General features: G+C 72.1%; 15 protein-coding genes and 1 tRNA gene. 3 read left to right on the forward strand and 13 right to left on the reverse strand.

From position 1 onward, the window contains the following. Positions 1-92: 92 nt before the first annotated feature. From ACFXAE_RS27500 to ACFXAE_RS27515, 4 genes are all read right to left on the reverse strand, one after another. Positions 93-848 carry an AIM24 family protein gene (locus ACFXAE_RS27500; protein ID WP_384719550.1) on the reverse strand — a complete coding sequence of 252 codons (756 nt, stop codon included), beginning with the start codon at positions 846-848 and terminating at the stop codon, positions 93-95. Positions 849-865: 17 nt separating this feature from the next. Beyond that, the gene (locus tag ACFXAE_RS27505) at positions 866-1,546 is read right to left on the reverse strand and encodes an AIM24 family protein (RefSeq protein ID WP_384719552.1); all 681 of its coding nucleotides are present in this window, start codon (positions 1,544-1,546) and stop codon (positions 866-868) included. Positions 1,547-1,557: 11 nt separating this feature from the next. Continuing rightward, the gene (locus ACFXAE_RS27510; RefSeq protein WP_384719554.1) at positions 1,558-3,249 is read right to left on the reverse strand and encodes a TerD family protein; all 1,692 of its coding nucleotides are present in this window, start codon (positions 3,247-3,249) and stop codon (positions 1,558-1,560) included. 136 nt (positions 3,250-3,385) lie between these two features. After that, the gene (locus tag ACFXAE_RS27515) at positions 3,386-3,982 is read right to left on the reverse strand and encodes a M48 family metallopeptidase (protein WP_384719556.1); all 597 of its coding nucleotides are present in this window, start codon (positions 3,980-3,982) and stop codon (positions 3,386-3,388) included. Between the two features lie 216 nt (positions 3,983-4,198). Here ACFXAE_RS27515 and ACFXAE_RS27520 point away from each other — a divergent pair, with 216 nt between their 5' ends. Continuing rightward, positions 4,199-5,425 carry a TOMM precursor leader peptide-binding protein gene (locus ACFXAE_RS27520; RefSeq protein WP_384719558.1) on the forward strand — a complete coding sequence of 409 codons (1,227 nt, stop codon included), beginning with the start codon at positions 4,199-4,201 and terminating at the stop codon, positions 5,423-5,425. Further along, complete coding sequence (locus tag ACFXAE_RS27525; RefSeq protein WP_384719560.1) at positions 5,418-6,785, forward strand: ABC1 kinase family protein; 1,368 nt, start codon at positions 5,418-5,420, stop codon at positions 6,783-6,785. The genes ACFXAE_RS27520 and ACFXAE_RS27525 overlap by 8 nt, the downstream gene beginning before the upstream one ends. A 43-nt stretch (positions 6,786-6,828) precedes the next feature. Here the strand turns inward: ACFXAE_RS27525 and ACFXAE_RS27530 are convergent, their stop codons facing one another. From ACFXAE_RS27530 to ACFXAE_RS27550, 5 genes are all read right to left on the reverse strand, one after another. After that, entirely contained in the window at positions 6,829-7,038 is a 210-nt protein-coding gene (locus ACFXAE_RS27530) for a hypothetical protein (RefSeq protein WP_384719562.1), read from the reverse strand. A 136-nt stretch (positions 7,039-7,174) separates the two neighbouring features. Next, a complete protein-coding gene (locus ACFXAE_RS27535; RefSeq protein WP_384719564.1) occupies positions 7,175-7,498 on the reverse strand; it encodes a hypothetical protein in 324 nt (107 codons plus the stop codon). Next, positions 7,495-7,863 (reverse strand): WhiB family transcriptional regulator, encoded by a 369-nt coding sequence (locus tag ACFXAE_RS27540; protein ID WP_073932361.1) that lies wholly within the window; start codon positions 7,861-7,863, stop codon positions 7,495-7,497. Before ACFXAE_RS27540 ends, ACFXAE_RS27535 begins: the two co-directional genes overlap by 4 nt. A gap of 168 nt (positions 7,864-8,031) precedes the next feature. Beyond that, positions 8,032-8,346 carry a hypothetical protein gene (locus ACFXAE_RS27545; protein WP_384719566.1) on the reverse strand — a complete coding sequence of 105 codons (315 nt, stop codon included), beginning with the start codon at positions 8,344-8,346 and terminating at the stop codon, positions 8,032-8,034. A 162-nt stretch (positions 8,347-8,508) separates the two neighbouring features. After that, a complete protein-coding gene (locus ACFXAE_RS27550; RefSeq protein WP_384719568.1) occupies positions 8,509-10,803 on the reverse strand; it encodes an ATP-dependent DNA helicase UvrD2 in 2,295 nt (764 codons plus the stop codon). A 100-nt stretch (positions 10,804-10,903) separates the two neighbouring features. Here ACFXAE_RS27550 and ACFXAE_RS27555 point away from each other — a divergent pair, with 100 nt between their 5' ends. After that, entirely contained in the window at positions 10,904-11,161 is a 258-nt protein-coding gene (locus tag ACFXAE_RS27555) for a mycoredoxin (protein WP_384719570.1), read from the forward strand. A gap of 75 nt (positions 11,162-11,236) precedes the next feature. On the opposite strand, the gene ACFXAE_RS27560 is transcribed toward ACFXAE_RS27555, so the two are convergent. From ACFXAE_RS27560 to ACFXAE_RS27575, 4 genes are all read right to left on the reverse strand, one after another. Further along, positions 11,237-11,311, reverse strand: a tRNA-Trp gene (locus ACFXAE_RS27560). 83 nt (positions 11,312-11,394) lie between these two features. Then, the gene (nudC, locus tag ACFXAE_RS27565) at positions 11,395-12,339 is read right to left on the reverse strand and encodes an NAD(+) diphosphatase (protein ID WP_384719572.1); all 945 of its coding nucleotides are present in this window, start codon (positions 12,337-12,339) and stop codon (positions 11,395-11,397) included. 145 nt (positions 12,340-12,484) lie between these two features. Further along, entirely contained in the window at positions 12,485-13,897 is a 1,413-nt protein-coding gene (locus ACFXAE_RS27570) for a dipeptidase (RefSeq protein ID WP_384719574.1), read from the reverse strand. A 10-nt stretch (positions 13,898-13,907) separates the two neighbouring features. Beyond that, the gene (locus ACFXAE_RS27575) at positions 13,908-17,414 is read right to left on the reverse strand and encodes a UvrD-helicase domain-containing protein (RefSeq protein WP_384719576.1); all 3,507 of its coding nucleotides are present in this window, start codon (positions 17,412-17,414) and stop codon (positions 13,908-13,910) included. Positions 17,415-17,471 lie beyond the last annotated feature (57 nt).

Genomic DNA, 17,471 nt, shown 5'->3' on the forward strand with positions numbered 1-17,471 from the left:
GGTGTATCCGCCCCTGCGTTTCGGGGGGTCTTACCCGGGGGGGGGGGGCCCACCCGGGGGGGGGCCCCCCCTCACCCCTGTGCCGTCCCCGGTCAGCTCCAGACGTTGCCCTGGTTCTGGCCGCGGGCGCCCTGCTGTCCCATGCCGTACTGCGCGGTGATGCCGCCGCCGATCTGGGCGTTCTGCGGCGGCAGCAGCTCGCTGGGCTGGACGAGCGCGAAGCCGCTGCCCATGAAGCTGAGCTCCCAGCCCTCACCGGTGCTGCCGCGGCGCCGCCACACCCCGGAGGAGTGGGTCTGGGCCTGCATCTGCACGCGCAGGGACGTGGACCAGGCGACGATCGCGTCGGCGTCGCAGTTGACGTACTTGTCCGGCGTCACCTGCATCAGCAGCGGCATGCCGGAGGTCATCAGGGCGACCTTGCCGTTGCCGGTGATGTTGAGCTGGTACTTCCCGGAGCCGGAGATGCCGTACAGGCTGTCGACGGCGATGACCTCGTGGTGCAGCGAGGAGTCCATCGCGAGCACATAGCTGCTGTCGACCGTCAGCCCGTCCTGCTCCACCTCCATGACGTGGATGCGCTGGGCGAGGTTGGCGAGGTAGACCGTGCCCTGCCCGTGGCAGCGCATCAGGTCGATTCCCTCACCGGTCTGCGCACGCGCGCGTGATGCGCTGTTGCCCTGGAACTCGGCGTCGAACTCGACGAGTCCCTGGTAGGCGACCATGGTGCCCTTGCGGGCGAGGATGTCGTCGTGGCCCTCCAGGGCGACGCGGAGCATCTGCTGGTTCTGCAGGCTCCAGCGCTCCTGGGTCTGCTGGTCGTTGAAGGCGAAAAGCGGGCTCTGCATGGTGTGGTTGCTCCCCCTCAGCCCCGGACCCGGAGACGGTCGGTGCTGTCCTCACTGGGCTGGACGACGACGATGCCCTGACCGGAGAAGGCCATCTGGTAGGCCTCTCCGCTGCCGCGGCCGATCAGCGACTGGGCGCGGAAGCTGCGCTTGCCCTTCACCTTGAGGTTCGGGGACCAGGCGACCAGGGCGTCCGGATCGACGTACGTCTCGTCGTCGCCACCACCGCAGTCGACGACGATCGGCTTGCCGCGCGAGGTCAGCGCGACCCAGCCCTGTCCGGAGATCCTGGTGTTCCACAGGCCCTGCCCGGCGAACTTCGCCAGGCCCTTGACCCGCTCCACGCCCCACGTGAGATGGGCGTCGAAGGCAAGCAGATTGGTGGCGTTGACGGAGATGCCGTCGCCGTTGAGGTTGATCACGACGACGTTGGCGCCGTAGTCGGCGAGGTAGAGCAGGCCGTCGCCGGAGCACTTCATCAGGGGCGCGCCCTCACCGGTCATCCAGTCCTTGGCGATCTGGCGGACGGCCGGCGGGTTGGGCTCGTACTGGACGAACCCCTCGTAGGCGACCATCGAGCCCACGCGCGCGAGGAGGTCGTTCCCGGTCTGCATGGCGATCTTCGCCATGTGGTTGCCGTGGTTCTCCATGCGGGCGGTGACGGGGGCGGGGGCGTAGCCCGCGAGTGGCTGGTTCATGACGGGCTCCCTCAGATCTCGTACGGCTGGACGACGATGAAGTTGCCGGGTGCGCCCCGGAACTGCAGGTTGACGCTCTCCCCGGTATCGCCGGGGTAGGAGTTGCGGCGCATCCGCACCTGGCTGGAAACGACCACCTGGGAGGCGGCCGACCAGGCGACCACGGCGTTGCAGTCAGCGAAGGTGGTGGGCGTGACCGGCAGCACCACGGGCGTGCCGTGGGTCTTGACGACGATGGTGCCGGTCCCCTGGAACTGCATCGTGAACAGCGCGCCGCCGGGGATGCCGTGTCCCTCGATGCGGCGGACCTCGTACTGGAGGCTCTCGTCGAAGGCGAGGACGTTCTCGGCGGAGACGCACACGGCGTCGCCCTGGAGCTCGATCGGGTGCAGCATCGTGGAGTTCTCGGCGAAGAACACCTGGCCCTGACCGGTGCAGCGCATCAGCTGCATCTCCTGGCCGGTGGCATTGCCGACGATGCGGCCGGAGAAGCCGGCGCCCTTGTAGCTGAAGTCGACCTTGCCCTGGTAGAGCACCATGCTGCCCTGCCGGGCCAGTACGGGCTGCCCGCCGATGCCCAGGTCGGCGCGGACCAGCTTCTTGTTCTGCTGGGTCCAGCGCTGACCGGTGGGGGTCTCCTTGAACTGCTGGAGCGCGCCGAGCACACCGGGGCTCTGCGGTGCACCCTGGGGAGCGCCCTGGGGCGCCCCGTACGGGGCCTGCTGGCCCGGCGGTTGTCCGGGCGGAGGCTGCTGGCCGTAGCCCGGAGGGGGCGTGGGCTGTCCGTAGCCGGGCGGCGGGGCGGGCGCCTGCGGTGCCTGTGGCTGTCCGTAGCCCGGAGGCGGCGGGGCGGGCCGGCCGTACGGCGGCGGCTGCTGGCCCGGCTGACCGTAGGGCGCGGGCGCCGGGGGCGGCACCGGGGAGCCGCCGGGCGGGGTGTGCAAGGGGGCGACGATGGTCGGCGCGGTGTGCACCGGCGGCACGGTCGGTGCGGGGGCCGGCGGCGGTGCGAAGCCCTGTGCGGCGGGCTGGGGCACGGGGGCCGGAGCAGGCGCGGGGGCGGTGCCGCCGGGTACGCCGAACGCGGGCGGGGCGGTGGCCTGGGCGGGCGGGGCGAAACCGGGCGTGGCTCCACCGCCGGCCTCCGGCTGCTGCTGGGGGGCGACCGGCTCGTCCTCGGCCACCTGGCCGCCGAAGTTCCGCAGCAGCGCGTCGAGCCCGCCGTCGAAGCCCTGTCCGACGGCGGCGAACCGCCAGACGTCCTTGAAATAGAAGTCACCCAGCATCACGGCCCGCTCGGTGGAGAACTCCGAGCCGCTGAACGGGTACCGGGCCACTTCCTCGCCGCCCGCGACGATACGGATGTACCCGGGACCGACCTGCGACATCTGCCCGGCACCGTCGAGGGTCGCCGTGAAGGACAGCTTCCTGATCTGCTGCGGCACCCGGTCCAGCGTCACGCGGAACGACTCGGTGTCGCCCGCCTGGGCACCCAGGAGCTGAACGGACTCCTCGGGGGACTTCGGCTGGTTGTAGAAGATGAAGTAACGGTCGTCGGAGAGCCGTTCGTCGGCGTCGAGGCCGAAGCAGCTGATGTCGAAGGTCAGCCCCGGACCGGAGATCTGCACACCTACGTACAGATCCGTCCCCGCCGTGAGGTCACTGATCCTGGCCTTGTGGCCGCGTTGGAATTCCCTGGCCATACGTACGACCGTCCCCCATCCCGAATGTGAGTGCGTCGCGCCAGGCTAACGGCAAACTCGGACACCGGATGAAGTCGGTACAGACCCGGTACAGAACGCGCGTACAGGCCTACGGTGCGCTCACTTCGCGCGGTGCTCAGGCATCACGCGCAGCCGGCACGTGCGGCAGCCGCTCGGCCGCGACCACCCCTTCGAGGTAGCCACGGGCCCGCTCCGTCCTCGGGTAGGCCTCCAGCAGCCGCCAGAAGCGCGGGCCGTGCCCGGGCACCAGCAGATGCGCCAGCTCGTGGCAGAGAACGTAGTCGACGACGTACTCGGGCATGCCCTGCAGCCGGTGCGACAGCCGGATGCTCCCCTCGGACGGGGTGCACGAGCCCCAGCGCGTGTTCTGGTTGGTGACCCAGCGCACCGAATCGGGCTTGGCCCGCCCGTCGAAGTACTGGTCCGACAGCCGCCGCGCGCGCTCGGCCAGCTCCGTGTCCCCGAGCGCCCGCTTGCTCTCCTGTGCGGCCAGCTTGTCGAGCATGACGGTCACCCAGCGCTGCTCCTCGGCCTCGGACATCCGGGCAGGGATGAGCACTACGGTGCGATCGCCCTCGCGGTACGCGGAGACCGTTCTGCGACGGCGGGCGCTCCTGCGGACCTCGATCGCGCTCGCCCGCGAGCCGTTCGTCGGCTGACTCGTCGTGCTGCGCTGTGACGTTCCGGCGCGGTGCAGTGGGTCGGCGGGCACGCCCCGACGGTACCCGCTGTGCACGGGGAAGTCTTGGCTCCGGGACGGTTCCATGGCGATCCCCCCACCGAGCGCCGGATTTGTGCGATGAATCCCACTGCCTGTGGACAACTTTCGGCAGCCTTCGGCCCGTCCCGGCATGCTGGCATGCGTCGGACGAGCCACGAAGGGCTCGACCGCTCAACGAGGACGGTCCGGGACATACGGGGGTCTGTCATGCATCCGATGGTCAAGCCCGCGCTTCGGCGCGGATGGCGTGATCTCAACACCGTGCAGTTCGGGATGACGCCGGCGCGCGCGTTGACGCTGGGCCCGATGGACACGGCCACGGGCAGCTTTCTCGACCTGTTCAACGGCACCCGCGGTCTGGAGCTCCTGCGGGAGGAGGCACGGCGCATGAATCTGCCCGACGGCCATGTCGACCGGCTCGTACGCCGGCTGTCGCGGGCCGGGCTCCTGGACGACGCCCGGGGCGGCGGGCCGGCCGCCGAGACCCTGCGGGAGAAACCGGAGGTCCTCGACCGGCTCCGTCCGGACCTGGCGTCCCTCGCCCTGACCACCTCCGCACCGGGCGATCCGCTCCGCCGGCTGGCGGCGCGCCGCGGTATGCGGGTGCAGGTGAGAGGCGGGGGCCGGGTGGGCGCCGCCCTCGCGGCGCTGCTGTCGGGGGCCGGAGTGGGCGAGGTCGACGTGCGCGACGCCGGGCGGGTCGAGCCGTGGGACGTCGCGCCGGGCGGGCTGCCCGCCGAGGCCGTCGGCGACCGCAGGGACGAGGCGGCCCGTCGCGCGGTACGCCGGGCCGCCCCGGACCGCCCGCCGCACCGGACCGCCCGGTCTCCCCTCGCGGAAGGCGACCCCGGTTTCGGTCTGGTCGTCCTTGCCCCGCGGGACGACGTCGCCGTGCACGCGCCCGATCCGGCGGCTGCCGAAGCCCTTGTGTCCTCGGGCACACCTCATCTCTACGTCGGTGTCGTGGAGGGGACCGGTGTGGTCGGCCCGCTGGTCCTGCCCGGCGAGACGAGCTGCGCGGGCTGTCTCCAGCAGGACCGCACCGACCGGGACCCGGCCTGGCCGCGCCTGGCCGCACAGTGGCGCTCCGGGCGGCAGCGCCGGGTGGGCGCCTGCGACCTGACGCTGGCCACGACGGTGGCCGGGCTGGCGGCCGCCCACGCGCTCACCTTCCTGGACGGCCGGGTTCCGTCCAGCGCCGGCGCACGCTGGGAGGTCTCCCTTCCCGCTCTGCACTGGCATGCGCGCCCGGTCCGGCCGCACCCGGTCTGCCCGTGCGGGGCCGCGCGCAAAGATCCGGAAAAAGGTAAGGGAGAACACACCCCCGGGGACGGGGGGCCGCACGAGACAATGGCCGTGCACGGGCCGTCGGAGGAGTGGCGCCGCAAGGCGGACGCGAAGCGGCCGGCAGGGACTTGGAGGGCGCATGTCTGATCTTCCCCGGAAGGCGGTCACCCGGACCGCCAAACTGGCCGCACTCCCGCTCGGCTTCGCCGGGCGGGCTACCTGGGGGCTCGGCAAGCGGATCGTGGGCGAGTCCGCGGAGCTTGTCGGCCGCGAGCTCCAGCAGCGCACCGCCGAGCAGCTCTTCAAGGTGCTCGGCGAGCTCAAGGGCGGCGCGATGAAGTTCGGCCAGGCCCTGTCGGTCTTCGAGTCGGCTCTGCCGGAGGAGGTCGCCGGTCCTTATCGGGCGGCGCTGACCAAGCTGCAGGAAGCCGCCCCGCCGATGCCGACCCGTACCGTCCACGCGGTGCTGGAGGAGCGGCTGGGCACAGGCTGGCAAAAGCTGTTCCTGAAGTTCGAGGACAAGCCGTCCGCTGCGGCCTCGATCGGCCAGGTGCACCGGGCGGTGTGGCGCGACGGCCGCGAGGTGGCGGTCAAGGTGCAGTACCCGGGCGCCGGCGAGGCCCTGCTGTCCGACCTGAACCAGCTGAGCCGCTTCGCCCGTCTGCTGGGTCCGCTCATCCCCGGCATGGACGTCAAGCCGCTGATCACGGAGCTGAAGGACCGGGTCTCCGAAGAGCTGGACTACGGCCTGGAGGCCCAGGCCCAGCGGGCCCACGCCGAGGAGTTCGACGGCGATCCCGACGTCGTCGTGCCAAACGTGGTCCACCAGTGCGAGCAGGTGCTGATCACCGAGTGGATGGACGGCACACCGCTGTCGGAGATCATCTCGGACGGCACGGAGGCACAGCGCGACCGGGCCGGCCAGCTTCTGGCCCGCTTCCTGTTCTCCGGTCCCGCCCGCACCGGTCTGCTGCACGCCGACCCGCATCCCGGCAACTTCCGTCTGCTGCCCGGCGGGCCGGAGGGCGAGGACGACTGGCGCCTGGGCGTACTGGACTTCGGCACCGTGGACCGGCTCCCGGGTGGGCTGCCCGAGCCCATCGGCGAGGCCCTGCGGATGACGCTGGACGGCGAGGCGGAGGCCGTCTACGAGATGCTCTGCGCCGAGGGTTTCGTCAAGGAGTCGATCGAGCTGGATCCCGACGCCGTCCTCGACTACCTCCTGCCGATCATCGAGCCGGCCCGGGCCGACGAGTTCACCTTCACCCGCGGCTGGATGCGGAGCCAGGCGGCCCGGATAGCCGACCCCCGTTCCCCCGCCTCCCAGCTGGCCAAGCAGCTCAACCTTCCCCCGGCCTACCTGTTGATCCACCGGGTGACCCTGAGCACGATCGGCGTGCTCTGTCAGCTGGGCGCGACGGTGCGGCTGCGGGAGGAACTGGAGGAGTGGCTGCCGGGCTTCGTCCCGGAGGAACCCGCGGCGGAGGAACCGGCCGCCCGGGCGTGACGGACCCGAGGGGCACCGCGGGCACCGCGGGCACCGGCTGCCTTTACCACCACCGCGAGTCCAGGCGGCCCTCGATCGCCCGCAGGTTGTCGCGGGAGCACGCCTCGCAGTAGTGAAGGCGGACGCCGTCCTCCACGGAGAAGGTCCAGGTCGGCTGCGGCCCCTCGGCGCGGGTGCCGCAGCGGGCACACCCCAGCGGCTCCGGCTCCGCCGCGGAACCGTCGTCGTCACTGCCGCCGGGAGGACTCGTCACCCGGCGACGATAACGCCGTTACCAGCGGCCCGCCCCGCACAACGCACCGCGGGGACCGGTCCGTTCACACGGATCGGTCCCCGCGGGGAGAGCTGGGCCTCCGGACTGGGGAGACCGCCTCTTCAGGTGGGATCGGTTACTGCATGACCGCGAGGGCGAGCGCGCGGCGGGCGCGCCGGGAGGCGCGCTCGGCCCGGCGCTGCATCCGGCGAGCGGTCACCAGGCCCGCGGCCCGGCGCTCCCGCTGCGCCTCCTGCAGTCGCTCGTGCATATGCGCACGGGCCAGGGCTTCTGGGATGAGTTGCATCTCTCGGGTCCTGTTCTGGCGCGAGTCGTTCGCACCGCTGGTGGTGAAGTCTTCGGTCGCGGAGCCTGCGGGCTCGTGAGCGGACGGCATCATCGGGGCCTGCTTCTGGGGGTCGTGCGTGAGAGGGCGGTCGATCGTTCCTGGGGTGTTCATGCCGTGACCGGGTTCTTGCGCGGGCGGCCACGCGGCCGCTTGCGGGCGACGACAACTCCCTGGACGAACAGCTCGCCACCCCAGACGCCCCAGGGCTCACGCCGCTCCTTGGCGCCGGCGAGGCAGGCCTCGATCAGCGGGCAGGTGCGGCAGAGGGACTTGGCGTACTCGACGTCCGCCGGCGACTCGGCGAAGAAGACCTCCGGGTCGTAGGAACGGCACGGAACGGGTACGCCGAGGTTCTCGATGGCGTCGTCGAGCGCGGTGAGCGCGGTGAGCGGAGTCAAGGTCGGGTCCTCCGTGGAGCCGGGCTTGGGGATCGTGTCGGAAGGCGGTACGGACGGGACGTGCGCTTCGAGTTGCACGGTTCGTCTTCCTCGTCTGGTCGTTTTCCGGCCTGTTGGCCGGGCGGCGGCTGGTACCTGGCTCTTTTCTTGTCCCGAGGCGCTTCGCTCTCCCCGCTTAAGGGAAAACAGAAGGGCCGCGGATCCCGGATGGGGTTCCGCGGCCCTGAAGGCGCCGGCCTGATCGGATCAGGCTGGATCACTCCAGGGTTCTGGCCCACGGAAGGCCCACATCAGGTGGTGCTGCGTCGTCTGCTTCCGGAATCCGGCACCGGCTGCCGCAAAGGCATAGGCCTTCGCCTGTGCCACTACCGCTTCCAGTGCCTCGGTCGGTCGCTCATCCCGCTCACGGACGGCAGGAGCCGCGGGAGCAAGGGAGGACGCCGGGCGCGCGGCACGGATGCCGGACAGACCGGTGCCCTGGTTCGAGGCGCCGAGCATGCACAGGGAGACGGCCGAGCGATCGGTCAGTTTGACGATGGAGCTGGTGTTGATGCTGATCACTGGACTCGCCTCCTCTCGGCGTCTAGGGGACTGGGGTGAGCCGGTCCGCGGATATGCAAGTACAACACGGAATCGGGGCCTTGGAGAAGGCCGCCGTCCCGTGCCTAAGAACCTATGGGGATTGCCGGGGCATGCGCAAACTATTTTTCCGACGAGTTCGGATCAGTCCTGATCCCGTTCCTCGTTGATGTCACGACCTGCGCAGATGGCCAGAACGTCGGCTCCGTAACGGCCCAGCTTGCGCATCCCCACCCCGGGGATCCTGACCAGTGCGTGCTCGTCGTCGGGGACCGTCTCGGCGATGGCCATCAGCGTCTTGTCGGTGAAGACGCAGAAGGCCGGCTGCCCGCTGCGCCCCGCCTGGCCGGCGCGCCACTCACGGAGCCGCTCGTACAGGCCCTCGTCCATGTCGGTGGGGCAGTCCTCGCAGCGCATCAGCTTCATCTCGCCCGCGTCGGTCAGCGTGCGGCCGCACACCCGGCAGCGTGCGGGGCTGCGCTGTCCGCGCCTCGGGCTCGGGGGGACCGAGGCGGACGACGCCACCCCGAACGAGCCGCGCTCCACACCTCCCGTGCCGACCGCGCCGCCACGGCCCGCGGCGGCGTTCGAGCCGGGACGCAGTCCGTGGAGGAAGCGGCTGGGGCGACGGTTCGGCCGGCTGCCGGGTGAACGGGAGAGCGCCCAGGAGAGATGGAGGCGCTCGCGGGCGCGGGTGACACCGACATAGAGGAGGCGGCGTTCCTCCTCGATCTGCTCGTCGGTCTTTGCGTAGGTGATCGGCATCATGCCCTCGGCGACGCCGACCAGGAAGACGGCGTCCCACTCCAGGCCCTTGGCCGAGTGCAGCGAGGCGAGGGTGACGCCCTGCACGGTCGGGGCGTGCTGGGCGCCGGCCCGCTCGTCGAGTTCGGCGACGAGGTCGGCGAGGGTGGCGCCGGGCCGGGCGGCGGCGAAGTCCTGGGCGAGATGCACCAGCGCGGCCAGTGACTCCCAGCGTTCCCTGACCGCTCCGGAACCGGCCGGCGGCTGGGTCGTCCAGCCCTCGCCCGAGAGCACGGCGCGCACCTGGGAGGGCAGGTCGGGGGCGTCGTCGAGGAGGGTGTCGTTGCCGCCGAAGCGGGCCGCGCCGCGCAGGGCGATGCCGGCCTTGCGCACCTCGGGACGGTCGAAGAACCTCTCGGCCCCCCGCAACTGGTAGGGCACGCCGGCATCGGCGAGGGCCTGCTCGTAGGTCTCGGACTGGGCGTTCGTCCGGAACAGAACGGCGATCTCGCTCGCCGGGACCCCCGCGTCGATCAGCTCACGGATGCGTCGGGCGGCGCCTTCCGCCTCGGCGGGCTCGTCGGTGTACTCGGTGAAGACCGGCTCGGTGCCCGCGGCACGCTGGGAGACCAGTTCCAGCCGGTGATCGGCGGCCCGGCCACGGGCCTGGGCGAGCAGGCTGTTCGCCAGGTGGACGACCTGGGGGGTCGAGCGGTAGTCGCGGACCAGCTTGACGACGGTGGCCCCGGGATGGCGGGTGCGGAAGTCGAGCAGATGGTCGGGGGTTGCGCCCGTGAACGAATAGATCGTCTGGCTGGCGTCGCCGACCACGCACAGGTTCTCCCGCTCGCCGAGCCACAGTTCCAGCAGACGCTGCTGGAGCGGGCTGACGTCCTGGTACTCGTCGACGACGAAGTGCTGGTACTGGGCGCGGACCTGTTCGGCGATGTCGTGCCGGTCCTGCAGGACGGCGACGGTCAGCAGCAGCACGTCCTCGAAGTCGATGACGACGCGCTCGCGCTTGAGGTCCTCGTAGGCGGAGTAGAGCTGGGCGATCTCGGCGGGGTCACGGGGGGACTCCCGGCCGGCCTTGGCGGCGGCTGCCGCGTAGTCGGCCGGGACGGTCTGGGTGACCTTGGACCATTCGATCTCCGCGGTGACGTCCCGCAGCTCGCCCCGGTCGAGCCGGATGCGGCAGGCGACGGCCGCGTCGGCGACCAGCTGGATCTTGCGGTCGACGAGCCGGGGCAGGGAGCCGCCGATCGCTTTCGGCCAGAAGTACTGGAGCTGGCGCAGCGCCGCGGAGTGGAAGGTGCGGGCCTGGACACCGACGGCGCCGAGCTGGCGCAGCCGGCCGCGCATCTCCCCGGCGGCGCGGTTGGTGAAGGTGACGGCGAGCACGCTGGAGGGCTGGAGGATGCCCGCGCGCACCCCGTAGGCGATCCGGTGGGTGATCGCCCGGGTCTTGCCGGTGCCGGCGCCCGCCAGCACGCACACCGGACCCTGCAGGGCGGTGGCCACGGCGCGCTGCTCGGGGTCGAGCCCTTCGAGCACCGCGTCGGCCGAGTCCGGTACCTGTGGGAAGAGGGTGGAGTGCGTTGCTGCTGTCACACAGCCATGCTGCCAGGTCGCCGGAGACGGACGAGCCGGTTGTCCACAGGGAGGGCCTCGCAGTCGTACTAATGCGGCACGCATCACGTGGGAGCCGTGCGGCACCCGGCGGGAATGCCGGCGCTTTCACGTACGTTCCCCCACAGCGAGGACGTCCCCGAGCCGCCGAAGGAGCGCGAGAGGTATGCAGGGCACTGTGACGATGTACAGCACCACGTGGTGCGGCTACTGCCGCCGGCTGAAGAGCCAGATGGACCGCGAGGGCATCGCGTACACCGAGATCAACATCGAGCAGGACCCGGAGTCCGCGGCCTTCGTGGAGAAGGCGAACGGCGGGAACCAGACGGTGCCCACGGTGCGAGTGGTTCCCACCACCGGTGGTGACGAGGTCGTGATGACGAACCCGAGCCTCGCCCAGGTGAAGCAGGCTCTCGCGGTCTGACGTTCTCCGGCGCCGCGCCCCCTCCGGTCGAGGTCACCGGAGGGGGCCGACTTGTGTTCAGAGGTGCGGGAAGGACGGAACCGACCGGATTCGAACCGGCGTCCTCGCGGTTTTGGAGACCGCGCGCGACGACCTCTGCGCTACGGCTCCGCCCGGTCCGACAGCCTAGCCGGTCACGGGACGGCGCCCCGGCGGCTCGACGCCGGGACCCGTTCAGAGCGCCGAGCGTCCCGTCAGAAGGCGCTGCGGGCCGGCAGGTCCTTGCCGTACCAGCGCTCGATCAGGCGGGCCGCGATCGAGATGCCGTACGGCGGGAGCACCTCTCCGGACTCGAAGGCGGCGTCGAGTTCGTCGCGGGAGAACCATCGGGCCTCGTGGATCTCGTCGCCGTCCACGTTGATCTCGGTCGAGGTGGCACGGGCGACGAAGCCCAGCATGAGGCTGGACGGGAAGGGCCAGGGCTGACTGGCGATGTACTCGACCTCGCCGACGCCGATGCCGGCCTCCTCGTGGACCTCGCGGCGCACCGACTGCTCGATGGACTCCCCCGGCTCGACGAATCCGGCGAGCGTGGAGAAGCGGCCCTCGGGCCAGTGGACCTGGCGGCCGAGCAGGATGCGGTCCTGGTCGTCGATCACGGCCATGATCACCGCGGGGTCGGTGCGCGGGTAGTGCTCGGCGCCGCAGGCGGGGCAGCGGCGGATGTGGCCGGCGGCGGCGATGACGGTGCGTTCACCGCAGCGGGAGCAGAAACGGTGCAGCCGCTGCCAGTTCTCCAGGGCGACCGCGTGCACCATCAGGCCGGCCTCGCGCTGCGACAGGAGCAGTCCCGCCTCGCGCAGGCCCGCCGGGCGGGCGGAGGCGTCCATGCGGCCGGGCAGGGAGTCCTTCTGGAGGGCGAAGTAGCTGACGCCCTCGTCGTCGATACCCAGGAAGTAGCGGTGGGCCTCGGTGAGCGGAGCCTCGAAGGACGGGGTCATGACGAGTTCGGTACGCCCGTCCGTCGTCTCGTCGATGAGGACCTGGCCGCCGGAGACCACGAAGCAGCGGGTCGATGGGTGGCTCCACGCCGCCGCGAGCCATGCTTCGTCGAGCCGGTGGTGGGCGGCGCGGTCGATGCCGCTCGGGGCGGTGAGCGAGACGGGTCGGTCGGCGGTGTGGTCGGTCCAGGTGGTCACGGGTGCTTCCAACTCCCCCGGTGGAACGGATTGGGTCGGCGGGCGGTTCGGCGGACGTGCGGCGGGAGGGACCGGGTCCTGCGGAGCGCGGCGGGTCCCTTCCAGTGTGCCCCGCGCGGGCGCCCGGTTCGGACGGTATGCGAGGTCAGGGGACGTGCCGCCAGTGCTCGGCGAGGTCGCCCCACAGGTACGCGCTGGTCTCGGCGCCTTTGAGGAGCAGGTCCAGGTCGACCTTCTCATTCGGGGCGTGCCAGCCGTCGGACGGGACGGAGATGCCGAGGAACAGCACCGGTGCGCCGAGGACGTCCTGGAGGTCGGCGGCCGGTCCGGAGCCGCCCTCGCGGGTGAAGCGGACGGGTGCGTCGAAGGCGCGGCCCATCGCGCGGACCACGGACCGCAGGGCCGGGTGGTCCAGTGGCGTCAGGCAGGGGCGCGTGGCGGGGCTGAAGGAGATCTCGTGGCGGATGCCGTCGGGCAGCTGTCCGGGCACCCAGGCGCCGACGGCCCTGCGCACCTGCTCGGGGTCCTGGCCGGCGACGAGCCGGAAGGAGAGCTTCACCATGGCGGAGGACGGGATGACCGTCTTGCTGCCGGGGCCCTGGTAGCCGCCGCCGATGCCGTTGACCTCGGCGGTGGGACGGGCCCAGACGCGCTCCAGGGTGCTGTATCCGGTTTCGCCCAGGGTGCCGTGGGACTTGGCGGTGCGCAGCCACTGCCGCTCGTCGAAGGGCAGCTCGGCGAAGAGTTCGCGTTCGCGGTCGGTGAGCTCGACGACACCGTCGTAGAAGCCGGGGATCGCCACGCGCGCGTGCTCGTCGTGCAGGGCGGCCACCAGGCGGGCGACGGCGGTGGCCGGGTTGGGCACCGCGCCCCCGAAGGAACCGGAGTGGATGTCCTGGTCGGGGCCGTACAGCCGGATCTCGCACTCGGCGAGGCCGCGCATGCCGGTGCACACGGTGGGGGTGTCCTCGGACCACATGCCGGTGTCGGAGACGATCACGACGTCGGCGGTGAGCCGGTCCGCGTGCTGTTCCACGAGCGCGCGGAAGTGCGGGGAGCCGGATTCCTCCTCGCCCTCGATCAGCAGTTTCAGGTGGACGGCCGGGGTGGTGCGGCCGGTGGTGGCGAGGTGGGCCCGGACGCCGAGGGTGTGGAAGAACACCTGGCCCTTGTCGTCGGCCGCACCGCGCGCGTAGAGGCGATCGTCGCGGACGACGGGTTCGAAGGGCTCGCTGTCCCAGCCGTCCTCGCGCGCCGCGGGCTGCACGTCGTGGTGGCCGTAGACCAGCACGGTGGGCGCCTCGGGATCGGCGGAGGGCCATTCGGCGTAGACGGCCGGGGCGCCGGGGGTGGGCCAGACCTCGGCGGTCGGGAAGCCGGTCTCCTTGAGTTTGGCGGCGAGCCAGTCGGCGCTGTGGCGCACGTCGGACGCATGGTCGGGCTGGGCCGAGACGGACGGGATGCGCAGCCACTCGGTGAGGTCGTCGAGGAAGGCGACGCGGTGCTGTGCGATGTACGTACGGACGGCGCTGACGGCAGTGTCAACGGGCTGGCTCATGTCCTCGAGCCTATCGGCCCGCGCCGGTGTCCTTAGAGTGCGGTATCTCACCGGACGGCTCCCCGAGCAGCAGCCGCTCCAGCTCCGCGCGGCCGGGCAGGGCGTCGGGGCGGACGACCTCACCGGTGCGTACGTACAGGAACGCGGCCGTGACGGTCTCCAGGGGGACGCCCTGCTGTTCGGCCCAGGCGAGCCGGTAGACGGCGAGCTGGAGCGGGTCGGCGGTGCGGCCGCGGGCGGTCTTCCAGTCGACGATCTCGTACCTCGTCCCGTCCCCGTCGTCCTCCCTGTAGACGGCGTCGATGCGGCCGCGGACGACGCGGCCGGCGAGCGACAGCTGGAAGGGGGTTTCCACGCGGTGGGGGGTGCGGTGGGCGTACTCGGTGCGTTCGAAGGCTTCCTTGAGGGCATCCAGGTCGCGTTCGTCGGCGATCTCGGCGTCGCTGCCGGGCAGCTCGTCCGGGTCCAGCATGGGCAGCGTCAGTTCCTCGAAGCGCGCCTCGACCCAGGCGTGGAAGCGGGTGCCGCGGCGGGCTGCGGGCTGCGGGGGGCGGGGCATGGGGCGGGCCAGCTCCTGGGCGAAGCCGTCCGGGTCGGCGGCCAGGCGCAGCAGCTCGGAGGCGGTCAGCGAGGCGGGGAGCCGCACCTCGGTGATGCTCGCGCGGGTGTGCAGGAGCTCTCCGGTGAGGGCGTCGAGGTCGCGGTCCCAGGAGGCGACGGTGCGGGCCTCCTCGGGGGTGAGACGGGGTCGCGGCGGGTGGGCCGGCTCCGCGGCGCGCGGGGGCGTGGTGGCTTCCGGCGCCGTCGCCTGGTGCGGGACGGTGGGGCGGTCGGTGCTCCAGGAGTCCCAGTCGTCCGGGCCGGCGTCGGCGAAGGGGTCCTCCTCGGGGAGGGGGTCCTCCTCGGGGAGGGGGTCCTCCTCGGGGAGGGGGTCCTCGTCGGGCGGTGGCGGCCAGTCCGGGTCGTCGTAGGCGTCGGGGTCGTGTACGGCCGTGGCGGGGCCGTCCGGGTGGGCGGCGAGGCGGTGGAGGTGGGCGAGGACGGTGTCGGCGGCCGCGCGGCGGCGGGCGAGGGCGGCGGCGTCGAGGGGCAGGGGCCACACCTGGTCGTCGCCGGCCCGGTGCAGGGCGGGGTTCTCCTCGTCCTCGGAGGGCTCGTCGGCCCACGCCTCGATCTCGCCGTGTCCGGCCGCGCAGTGCTCGTAGAGGGCGTGAAGGAACTCGGAGGGGCCGCGCGGTTTCTTCTGGCTGGGTCCCCACCAGTGGCCGGAGCCGAGGAGCAGGGAGCGGGGGCGGGTGAAGGTGACGTAGCCGAGACGGAGTTCCTCGGTGTGCTGGTGCTCCTTCATGGCCTCGTGAAAGGCCTTCAGGCCGCGGGAGTCCCAGGACTCGACGTCGGGCAGGGTGTCGGCGTCGCCGCGCAGTCCGTGCGGCAGCACCTTGCCCTGCGCGGTCCACTTCTCACGGCCCTGGCCGCTGGGGAAGGTACCGGTGACCAGTCCGGGGACGGCGACGACGTCCCATTCGAGGCCCTTGGACTTGTGCGCGGTGAGGACCTTGACGGTGTTCTCGCCGCCGGGCAGCGCGTTGTCGAGGCCCTTCTCGTACTGGGCGGCGGTGCGCAGGAAGGCGAGGAAGGCGAGCAGGGTGGCCTCGTTGTCGCCGGCGGCGAAGGACGCGGCGATGTCGAGGAAGTTGGAGAGGGTCTCGCGCCGGCGGGCGGCCAGGGCGTGCGGGGACGCGGAGAGTTCGACCTCCAGGCCGGTGACGGCGAGGACGCGGTGCAGGACGTCCATGAGGGGGTCGGCCAGGGAGCGGCGCAGGTCGCGCAGTTCGGCGGCCAGGCGGGCGAAGCGCACGCGCGCGTCTGTTGAGAAGGGCAGGCCGTCGTCGTCCCCGCGGCCGTCCAGCGGTGTCTCCAGGAAGGTGTCGAGGGCGTCGGCGAGCGAGATCACCTCGGCCGGGTCGACGCCCTCGACGGCCTCGGCGAGCCTCCGGTCGGGGTCGTCGTCGCCGTCCACGCGCGCGTGGGAGACGAGCCGCCGCGCGCGCCGCCCCAGCAGGGCGAGGTCGCGGGGGCCGATGCGCCAGCGCGGGCCGGTCAGCAGCCGGACGAGGGAGGCGTTGGCGCCGGGGTCCTGGAGGACCTCGCAGACGGCGACCAGGTCGGCGACCTCGGGAAGGTGCAGCAGCCCGGACAGGCCGACCACCTCGACGGGGACGTCCCGGGCGACCAGGGCGCCCTGGATCTCGGCGAAGTCGCCGGCCGTGCGGCAGAGCACGGCGATCTCGCCGGGCGCCTTGCCGGTGCGGACGAGGTGGGCGATGGAGTCGGCGATCCAGTCGATCTCCTCCGCGTGGGTGGGCAGCAGGGCGCAGCGGACGGTGCCGTCACGTTCGGCTCCGGGGGCCGGGCGGAGGGCCTCCACGCCCGCGTGCATGGCGCGCAGCGGCTCGGCGAGACCGTTGGCGAGGTCGAGGAGACGACCGCCGCTGCGGCGGTTCTCGCTGAGCGACTGGCGGGTGGCGGGGCGGCCGTCGGCGTGGGCGAAGTGCTCGGGGAAGTCGTCGAGGTTGGCGACGGAGGCGCCGCGCCAGCCGTAGATCGCCTGGCAGGGGTCACCGACGGCGGTCACCGGGTGACCGGTGCCGCCGCCGAACAGCCCGGCCAGCAGGACCCGCTGGGCTACGGAGGTGTCCTGGTACTCGTCGAGGAGGACCACGCGGAACTCGTCGCGCAGGACGCGGCCCACCTCGGGGAGGGCGGCGAGCCGGGCGGACAGGGCGATCTGGTCGCCGAAGTCGAGCAGGTCGCGTTCGCGTTTGGCGGCCCGGTAGCGCAGCACGAGGTCGGCGAGCTCGCGCCGCGCGGCGGCCGCCTCGGGGACCTTGCGCAGGTCGGCGTTGGTGAGCTTGGTGTTCTCCAGGGTGCGCAGCAGCTCGGCGTCGTGGGCGCGCAGGTCCTCGGGCCGTACGAGGTGTTCGGCGAGCTCGCCGTCCAGGGTGAGGAGGTCGCCGACCAGGTCGGGGAAGGAACGGGTGAGCGCCGGGTAGAGGCCGGGGGCCTCGCGCAGGACCCGCGCGGCGAGCTGGTAGCGGGTGGCGTCGGCGAGCAGCCGGGAGGTCGGTTCGAGGCCGATGCGCAGGCCGTGATCGGTCAGAAGGCGGCCGGCGAAGGCGTGGTACGTGGAGATCACCGGCTCGCCCGGGGGGTTGTCCGGGTCGATGGCGTCCGGGTCGGTGACGCCCGCCTTGATCAGCGCCTTGCGGACGCGTTCGGCGAGTTCGCCGGCGGCCTTGTTGGTGAAGGTGAGGCCGAGCACCTGTTCGGGGGCGACCTGGCCGGTGCCGACCAGCCACACCACACGTGCCGCCATCACCGTCGTCTTGCCCGACCCGGCTCCGGCCACGATCACCTGCGGAGCGGGCGGCGCGATGACGCAGGCCGTCTGCTCCGGGGTGAAGGGGATCCCGAGGAGCTCCTTGAGCTGATCGGGATCGGTGATACGGGCGGGCACACGCAGAATCTAGCGGCGGGCACTGACAACAGATGCCTTCAGAGCGCTCCGGGAGCG

It is taken from the genome of Streptomyces sp. NPDC059454, assembly GCF_042749965.1.
GTDB lineage: Bacteria > Actinomycetota > Actinomycetes > Streptomycetales > Streptomycetaceae > Streptomyces.